This is a genomic window from Streptomyces sp. (assembly GCF_050698815.1).
Lineage (GTDB): Bacteria > Actinomycetota > Actinomycetes > Streptomycetales > Streptomycetaceae > Streptomyces.
The window spans coordinates 1-8,083 of sequence record NZ_JBOHCV010000309.1 but is presented as its reverse complement, the minus strand read 5'-3'; the positions used below and the strand labels follow the sequence as shown (position 1 = coordinate 8,083).

The window sequence follows — 8,083 nt, the reverse complement described above, 5'->3', positions numbered from 1 at the left end:
GCGCTGCCCAGCGTGAGTGCGGCGGCGGCCAGGATGCCGGCCGCCGCGACCCGCGGCGACGGTGCGGACAGGGGGCGGTTGCTCATGATGAGGCTCCTTGGCGCTGGTTGCGGTGATGGGGGGTGCGGGGGAATGCGTGGTGCACTCCCCCGCTCACTCGTGCCGTGGTGCGCGGGATACCTTGCTGGTCTTGAGGTCGTCAGGTCTTCAGGTGGTCACGGGACTCCCGTGGTGCGGACCGTCATCGGCGGGGGCGGCCGGGTCGGCGGGGGCGGCAGGGGGAACCGGCTGCCATGCGAAGATCAGGGCACCGCCGAGGACGCCCAGAAGCGTGCCGATCACGAAGCCGCCCAGGTTGGACAGCACCAGCGCGGCCGCCGCGAGCAGGACCGTGAGGATGCCCGCGAGCCCCCGGTACTGGGGTGCGAACCAGGCGCTGAGCCCCAGCACGACCAGTACCAGGGCCAGCACCACCGACGGGATTCCGGCGGTCCCCTGATGCAGCATCACCTTCAGCGGTGCCAGCGGGATCACGCCGATCTCCACACCGGCGACGACGGTCGCCAGTCCGCCCCAGAAAGGCCGGCCGCGGCGCCAGTCGCGCCACCGGCTCAGGATCAGAAGCATTCCTTGGTGCCCTTACTGACCTTCATGTGCAGGCCGGACAGCCTGAACTTGCCGGCGTTGGTCGCCCAAGCGGTCTGCCGCAGCTTGGTGATGTGCACGTCGTCCGCCTGCTGCCCGAACAGGTCCTGCAGTCCCCGGCCGTCCTTCGGGCCCTTGTTGAGGGTGGAGGCGTCGCGGCCGATCTCGATGTTGTTGAAGGACGCGTCGCCGGAGAGCTGGGTGGCGTCGACGAAGAGGTCACTCGCCCGCACCGACTTCTTGCCCGTACCGGCGGTGAGGTTCAGCGAAATACTGCCGACCACCGGCAACTTGGTGACCACCGACTGGCAGAGGTCCTTCATCTCCGCCGTCTTGATGGCGGTGACGGCCACCGGGATCAGCTCGCCCCTGGCGTTCTTGTCGATGCTGCCGTACTGCGCGAAGCCGTCACCGTCCAGGCTGTTCGCGGAGACCTTGAACTGCTGGCCCGATACGGCGAACGACGCGGCGAGCGCGCCGTTGGCCAGAGCGATCGCGAGTGCGGCGGTGGCGGCCAGTCCCGGCACGGACAGCACGGCGAACTTCCGCCAGCTGGTCCGTCCCGTTACGGGTCTGCCGTGTGCGTCCTTCATGGTGTGTCCCCTTGAGAGCGGTGGCGTGGTGCGGGTCTGGGTGCGGGGGGAACGTGGGGGGAACGTGAGAGACGTGGTGAGGGTGCGGAGAAGACGCCTCTACTGTGCGGTGTTACTCGCGAGTCAGGTTATGGACACCGGCGACACCCGGCAAGGTTTCGCGCAGACGGATTTCGGCCGAAGCGCCACAGCGGGCGCCGAACCCACGTACGGCGGAGAGGACTTGCCCCCTGGTCCGGGCCCGCGGTGCGCACCGGCTCGCGCCGTGCGCGACGCCCTGACCTGGAGAAGCCGACCGGCTCACGACCGACGGGCCGACACGAACCCCACACATACCGTGTACTCGGGGGCACAATCTTTGGCCAAAACTCGACGCGCTACGCTCCTGTGCGTAACCCCGCACGCGCTCGCGCGACCTGGACCGAATCCGGACCGAGGAGGGCCTTCTTGCCGATGCCTGCTGCGGGAACCTAGAATGAATGCGCTTTCAGTAACCCTTTCCATCGCCCGGTACCGCAGGTCCGGAGCAGGCAGGAGAGCAACGGTCGCGTGAGTGCTCCCACGGTGTACGACGTCGCCGGGCAGGCCGGCGTCTCGATCGCCACGGTCTCGCGAGTGTTCCGCACTCCCGACTCCGTGCGCGCCCGCACGCGCGAGCGCGTACTGGAGGCCGCCCGCGAGCTCGGCTACGTACCGAGCGGGAACGCGCGCGGACTGGCCAGCCGTAACACCCGGGTATTGGGCCTGTGCTTCCCCGACTACGCCGATCCCGACGCCGAGGACCCCGACGGCGACTACGGCGACGCCGAGTTGATGCTCTACTCCGACGAGATCATCCGCGGCATGGAGCGCGCCGCCCGCCGCCACGGCTACGCGCTCCTCATCGCCGCATCTCTCGCCGGCGGCCCCGAGAGCCTGGTGGCCGAGGTGGCCGGCCGGGTCGACGGCTTCGCGGTGCTCGCCCGTACGGTGCCCACCGAGGAGCTGGAGATCATCTCGCGGCGGCTGCCCGTGGTGATGCTGGCGGGCCCACGTGAGGACGCCCAGCTCGACCACCTCGACCACATAGAGGTGGCGAACTTCGACGGTGAGCTCGCGCTGACCAGGCACCTCATCGCGGATCACGGCCTGACCAGGCTCGCCTTCATGGGCAGCGACGAGGACTCCCCCGACAGCGAGGCACGCTTCCGCGGCTTCCAGGCGGCGCATCTGGAGGCCGGCCTCCCGGTGCCGGACCGCCCCGACGCACGCTCCGGCCTGACGCAGGCCGAAGGGCAGCGCGCGATCGCCGAGCTGCTCGACCGCAGCGCCGAGCCGCGCGGGCTGCCCGATGGGGTGGTGTTCGCCAACGATCAGATGGCGGTGGGCGCCATGTCCGAGCTGCACCGGCGGGGCGTACGGGTGCCGGAGGACCTCGCGGTGGTCGGTTTCGACGGGATTCCGCTCGGGCGGCTGGTGACGCCGGCTCTGACGACCGTACGGCAGCCGATGCGGCGCCTGGGCGAGGAGGCGGTGGAGCTGCTGGTGGCACGGCTGGAGAACCGGGACCGGGAACCGGAGTCCCTGGTGCTGCCGGTTTCGGTGCTTCGGCGGTCGAGTTGCGGCTGCGCGGACAAGAACGGCCCTTCGGCGAACAACACCTCCGTTACACAGTCGTAATCCACTCGGGCCTTGCCACCTCGGGGCAGTGGCTCACAGAGTATGTATGCGCTTACAGCACTGGCCCGGCAGCCGCCGGTCGGCGCCGTCCCCAAGCTCCGCAACCGAGGAGGAGCCCTCCATGCAGCCCATCCCCCGCATCGCCGCCGCCACCGCGGCCACGACAGCCCTCGCGCTGCTGCTTTCCGCCTGCGGCAGCGGGGGCGGAGAGCAGACCTCGGCCAAGGACAAGCAGACGCTCACCGTCTGGGCCATGGGTGAGGAGGGCAAGCACCTTCAGAAGGTCGCCAAGGACTTCGAGAAGAAGCACTCCAACATCACCGTCAAGGTGACCCCGGTCGCCTGGGACGTCGTGCACCAGAAGCTGGTCTCCGGGGTCGCCGCCGGAAAGCTGCCGGACATGGCCCAGATGGGCAGCACCATGCTGGGCGAGTTCATCGAGCTGGACGCGCTGGCGCCGGTGGACACCAAGAAGTTCTCGAAGAGCGACTTCTTCCCGGCCGCCTGGGACGGCGGCGTGAAGGAGGGCGAGGCGTACGGCGTCCCCTGGTACGTCGACACCCGTGCCCTCTACTACCGCACCGACCTTGCGAAGAAGGCCGGCATCGACAAGCCGCCGGCCACCTGGAAGGAACAGCGCGAGCTCGCCACCGCCTACAAGGAGAAGGCGGGCACCAAGTACGGCACCTACAACCAGCCGGCCAACATCGGCACCTGGCAGACCTGGCTGCCCTACCTCTACTCGGCCGGCGGCAAGCTGCTGGACGGCTCCGGCAAGCCCGCCCTGGACTCCCCCGAGTCGGTCAAGGCACTGACCGAGTACGCCTGGTACTTCGACAAGGGCCTGTCCAAGAAGAACACCCCGCCCGACTACGACGTGGTCAAGGACTTCGGCACCGGCGACGCCCCGATGTTCGTCTCCGGCCCGTGGATCAACCAGGCCATCACGGACCAGCAGCCGCAGCTGAAGGGCAAGTGGGCCCCCGCGCCACTGCCCGGGGACAAGTCCAGCACCTCCTGGATAGGCGGCTCCAGCCTGGTCACCTTCAAGAAGAGCGAGCGCCAGGCCGCCGCCGAGAAGTTCACGCAGTACCTCACCAGCACCGAGCAGCAGGCCCACTGGTACGAGATCACCAAGTCCCTGCCCGCCAACAAGGCCGCCTGGGACCAGCCGGTCATGAAGGCCAAGGAGACCAAGAAGTCCCTCGGCATCTTCGAGAAGCAGCTGAACACCGCCGAGCAGGTGCCGCCGCTCACCAAGTGGGACGAGTTCTCCTCCAAGATCGACGAGGGGCTGGCGCGCCTCTCCCAGAAGAACGAGTCGCCCGAGAAGGTGGCTGCCTGGATGCAGAAGCAGACCGAGGGTCTGGTGGACTGATCCACATGGTGACCGCCACCCCATCCCGGCCGGGCAGCCCGGGCCGCACCCCCCGTGTGCGGCTCGCTGCCCGGCCGGGGGCCGGGCCCGGGAAGAGCGGAGGCTCGCGCCGCCGGGACCGGCTCAGCGTGCAGAACCTTTCCGGCTTGCTGTTCTCCGCACCCTTCCTGGCGCTGTTCCTGACGTTCATGGCGATACCCATCCTCGCCACGCTCCTGATGAGCTTCACCGACTTCGGGCTGGGCAACGTCACGGACCCGCTCTCCGCCGAATTCCTCGGCTTCGAGAACTACACCAAGCTCTTCGAGGACGAGAAGTTCCTCACGTCGCTGTTCAACACCGGTTATTTCGTCATCATCGGTGTGCCACTCACCGTCGGCGCCGGACTGTTCGCCGCGGTGCTGCTGAACTCCGGCGTCGGGCGGATGCGGACGTTCTTCCGAGTGGGCTTCTACGCTCCCGTCGTCACCAGCATCGTCGCGGTGGCGGTCGTCTGGCGCTTCGTACTCGACCCGGCCGACGGTCTGATCTCCCAGCTCGGTGCCGAAGTCGGCCTGAGCACACCGGACTTCCTCGGTTCCGAGGCCCTCGCCATGCCCTCGCTGATCGTGATGGCCGCCTGGCGCAACCTCGGCACCGCGATGGTCCTCTTCCTCGCCGGGCTGCAGAGCATTCCCACCGAGGTACGGGAGGCCGCGCGGCTCGACGGTGCGGGAATGTGGCAGGAGTTCAGCCGGATCACGCTGCCGCTGCTGCGGCCGACCATGCTCTACGTCGTGGTGATGACGAGCATCGGCTTCCTCAACGTCTTCGAGGAGCCCTTCGTGATGACCGAGGGCGGCCCCGACAACAGCACGCTGACCGTCTCGCTCGGCATGTACCAACAGGGCTTCCGCTTCTTCCACATGGGCTACGCCAGTGCGATGGCATACGTGCTGTTCACCGTCATCCTGGCGGTCACCCTGCTCCAGCTCCGTCTGCTGAAGGACAAGACAAAATGACCGCCCAGACCGGCACGACAGCTCGTCGTCAGCAGAAGGGCGAACGGGCCCTCCCCCTGGGGGCACCGCCCAGCGGTAGCCGGGGGACTTCGGCCGGGGGTGCTCCCAGGTGGCTCACGTTGACCGCGCTGTGGGTCGGCGTCGTGGTCATGGTGACGCCGTTCCTGTGGATGGTGCTCTCGTCCTTCAAGTCGGAGCGGGACCTGGGCGCGACACCGACGGTGTGGATTCCGGATGACTGGACGCTCATCCACTTCCGTAAACTGCTCGAACTGCTCGACATGGGCGGCCACTTCTTCAACTCGACGCTCGTCGCCACGGTCGTCACCGCCTGCAATCTCATCTTCTGCTCAATGCTCGGCTACGCGCTGGCGAAGCTGAACTTCGTCGGCAAGCGGCCGGTGTTCGGCCTGGTGCTGGGCGCGCTGATGGTGCCGCACAACCTGATGATGATGCCGATGTTCGTCATGATGAGCAAGATGGGGCTGGTCGACTCCTACGCGGGGCTCATCCTGCCGTTCGCGGCCGGCGCCTTCGGGGTCTTCCTGATGCGCCAGTTCATGACGGGCATCCCGGACGAGCTGCTGGAGGCGGCCCGTATCGACGGGGCCAACGAGTGGTTCATCTTCTGGCGGATAGCGATGCCGCTGGTCAAGCCCGCACTGGCGACCCTGGCGATCTTCACGTTCCTGGGGTCCTGGAACAACTTCCTGTGGCCGCTGGTGGCCACGAACGATCCGGACAAGTACACCCTCCCGGTAGCGCTGGCCACCTTCGCCATCGACCCCGACAAGACCGACGGCTCCAACGGGATTCTGATGGCGGGCGCCTTCCTGATCGTCCTGCCGGTCCTGATCGTCTTCGTCGTCCTGCAGCGCTTCTTCACCCAGGGCATCGCCACCGCCGGGCTCAAATAGGCCCGGGCAGACCGCCCGACAGTCCCACCCGCCCGACAGGCCCACCACCCGACCGCACCGCGCACAACCCGCGCCCCCCCCACAGCCATGCACCACGGTGTATGCGCATCCATCGAGAGGTGACCCCGCCATGACCGAGAAGAACGCCGCTCGCCTCGACTGGGAGCAGCGCATCGGCCGTCCCAGCGACCAGCCGCTGACCGGAACCGCCGATCTGCCCGCACCCGACGGGCTTCGCTCCGCGGACGGCACCGGTCACGTGTGGCTCGACTGGCAGCCGGTCGAGGGCGCGCTGGGATATCTCGTACACCGCGCGGACACGGTGGACGGCCCCTACGAGCCGCTCGACCACCGCGGCGGCGACGTGCTGGCCGTGCCCACACCGCCGTACGCCGACTCGCTCGTCGAGGCCGGGCGCGGCTACTGGTACAAGGTCGCCTCCTGGACCGACTCCGGCCCCGGCCCGCTCACCGCCGAGGCCGTGCGCGGCTGCCCCGTGGCGCCGGGTTCCCAGCCGGCCGCCGTCACGGTCTCGGTCGACGCCGCCGCCCCGGCCACCCCGCTGCCGGGCGTCTGGAACCGGATGATCGGCGCCGAGCACCTGTCCATGCTGATCTGGGACGAGCCGGGCCCCGGGGGCAGCGACGTCGCCAAGGAGTACGCCGACGCACTGGGCATCGTGCGCGACGAGCTCGGGGTGCGCACCGTACGCGCGCACGGCACCTTCCTCCCCGAGTGCGTCACCGTAGGTACCGACGGCTCCTTCGACTTCTCCGGACTGGACGAGGTCTACGACCGCTTCCTGGCCACCGGCCTCAAGCCCGTCGTCGAACTCTCCTTCATGCCCCCCGAGTTGGCCGCCGACCCGGAATACACCATCTTCGAGTACAAGGGCATCGCCTCGTTCCCCCGCAGCTGGGAGCGGTGGGGCGAGCTGTGCCGCGACCTGACCCTCCACCTGCGCGAGCGCTACGGGGCGGACGAGGTCGCCACCTGGGAGTTCGAGGTCTGGAACGAGGCCAACCTCGAGGTCTTCTGGAACGGCACGCAGGCCCAGTACCACCTGCTGTACGAGACCGCGGTGCGCGCCGTGAAGGGGGTGGATCCCCGCATCCCGGTCGGCGGCCCCGGATCGGCCGCCGCCAAGTGGGTGGGCCCGCTGCTGGAGCACTGCCGCGAGCACGACGTCCCCATCGACTTCGTCTCCACCCACACCTACGGCAACGCGCCGCTGGACTTCCGGCCGCAGACCCGCTCCTTCGCCGAGGCGACGGGCAAGCCGGAGCCGGAGATCCTGTGGACCGAATGGGGCGTCACCCCCACCCACTTCCACCGCGTCAGCGACTCCGTCTTCTCCGCGCCGTTCGTGCTGCGCGGCATGAAGAGCGCGCTGGCCTCCACCGACGCCCTCGCCTACTGGGTGGCCACCGACCACTTCGAGGAGCTGGGCCATCCCCCGCGGCTCTTCCACGGTGGCTTCGGACTGCTCACCGTCGGCAATCTGCGCAAGCCGCGCTACTGGGCGCTCTACCTGCTCTCCCAGCTCGCCGGCGGCCGGATTCCGGCGACGGTGAGCGGTGACGGCGCCGAGGCGCTGACCGAGTCCCTCGCGACCCGCGCCGACGACGCCTCCACCGTCGACGTCCTGTGCTGGAACGGCACCCTCGACCAGACGAAGATCGACGGGGCCGCCGCGCTGGACCGCGCCGCCACGGTCGTGGTGAACGGACTGCCGGCGGGCGCCCGTTACACGGTCTCGCTCAGCAGCGTCGACCAGGAGCACTCCCACATCAAGGCCGTCTGGGACGAACTGGACGGCGGCGACTGGCCCGACGAGCAGCAGTGGGAACGGCTCCGCGCCGCCGACCGGCTGTCCGAGACCTCCCTCGA

7 protein-coding genes are annotated in these 8,083 nt (G+C 68.9%); 5 read left to right on the top strand and 2 right to left on the bottom strand.

Annotation, left to right across the window (positions count from 1 at the left end; genetic code table 11):
* Nucleotides 1-207 precede the first annotated feature (207 nt).
* Together ACRDP3_RS11210 and ACRDP3_RS11205 are read right to left on the bottom strand one after the other, a co-directional pair.
* Nucleotides 208-627, bottom strand: coding sequence for a DUF6114 domain-containing protein (locus tag ACRDP3_RS11210; RefSeq protein ID WP_431516735.1), 420 nt, complete (start codon nt 625-627; stop codon nt 208-210).
* Complete coding sequence (locus ACRDP3_RS11205; protein WP_431516734.1) at nt 618-1,238, bottom strand: DUF6230 family protein; 621 nt, start codon at nt 1,236-1,238, stop codon at nt 618-620. The genes ACRDP3_RS11210 and ACRDP3_RS11205 overlap by 10 nt, the downstream gene beginning before the upstream one ends.
* Before the next feature lie 549 nt (nt 1,239-1,787).
* Here ACRDP3_RS11205 and ACRDP3_RS11200 point away from each other — a divergent pair.
* The 5 genes from ACRDP3_RS11200 to ACRDP3_RS11180 form a co-directional block, all read left to right on the top strand.
* Complete coding sequence (locus tag ACRDP3_RS11200; RefSeq protein ID WP_431516733.1) at nt 1,788-2,897, top strand: LacI family DNA-binding transcriptional regulator; 1,110 nt, start codon at nt 1,788-1,790, stop codon at nt 2,895-2,897.
* A gap of 121 nt (nt 2,898-3,018) precedes the next feature.
* Nucleotides 3,019-4,275, top strand: coding sequence for an extracellular solute-binding protein (locus ACRDP3_RS11195; RefSeq protein WP_431516732.1), 1,257 nt, complete (start codon nt 3,019-3,021; stop codon nt 4,273-4,275).
* 5 nt (nt 4,276-4,280) lie between these two features.
* A complete protein-coding gene (locus ACRDP3_RS11190) occupies nt 4,281-5,276 on the top strand; it encodes a carbohydrate ABC transporter permease (protein WP_431516731.1) in 996 nt (331 codons plus the stop codon).
* On the top strand, nt 5,273-6,193 hold the full coding sequence (locus ACRDP3_RS11185) for a carbohydrate ABC transporter permease (protein ID WP_431516730.1): 921 nt from the start codon (nt 5,273-5,275) through the stop codon (nt 6,191-6,193). Before ACRDP3_RS11190 ends, ACRDP3_RS11185 begins: the two co-directional genes overlap by 4 nt.
* A 130-nt stretch (nt 6,194-6,323) precedes the next feature.
* Nucleotides 6,324-8,083, top strand: a 1,760-nt coding sequence (locus ACRDP3_RS11180; protein ID WP_431516729.1) for a GH39 family glycosyl hydrolase, incomplete at its 3' end; no start/stop codon positions are given.